The 281-nt window shown below is 58.7% G+C and carries 1 protein-coding gene; it reads right to left on the reverse strand.

The features are described 5' to 3' along the window. On the reverse strand, positions 1 to 229 hold a 229-nt coding region (locus tag SAY88_RS24945), incomplete at its 3' end, for a hypothetical protein (RefSeq protein ID WP_332635110.1). Positions 230 to 281 lie beyond the last annotated feature (52 nt).

Here is a 281-nt window from a genome sequence, read left to right on the forward strand (position 1 = left end):
CCCATCCCCAGCGCAGAACCCGCCTCGTAAAGTGGGAAAGAGGCTGGCGCGGCTGTTGCTCAATCCTAAAACCCAGCAGTCGCAGATCCACTGCCGCCATCACCATGACGAAAATGGCCATGGAATAGATATGTATCGCGTCGAGAGTGGGAAACACCCAGGTCGACTCGCGCACCGTTTGACTCACCCGCAGTTCGTAGAGCCACTCGCAGAACTCAAGCAACAGCAACCTCTCAGCCGCCTCCAGCGCCTGGCTTGCCGGGCATAACCAGCAGGAGCAT

The organism is Halalkalibacter flavus (genome assembly GCF_036663575.1).
In the GTDB taxonomy this organism is placed as follows: domain Bacteria; phylum Bacillota; class Bacilli; order Bacillales; family Bacillaceae_D; genus Halalkalibacter; species Halalkalibacter flavus.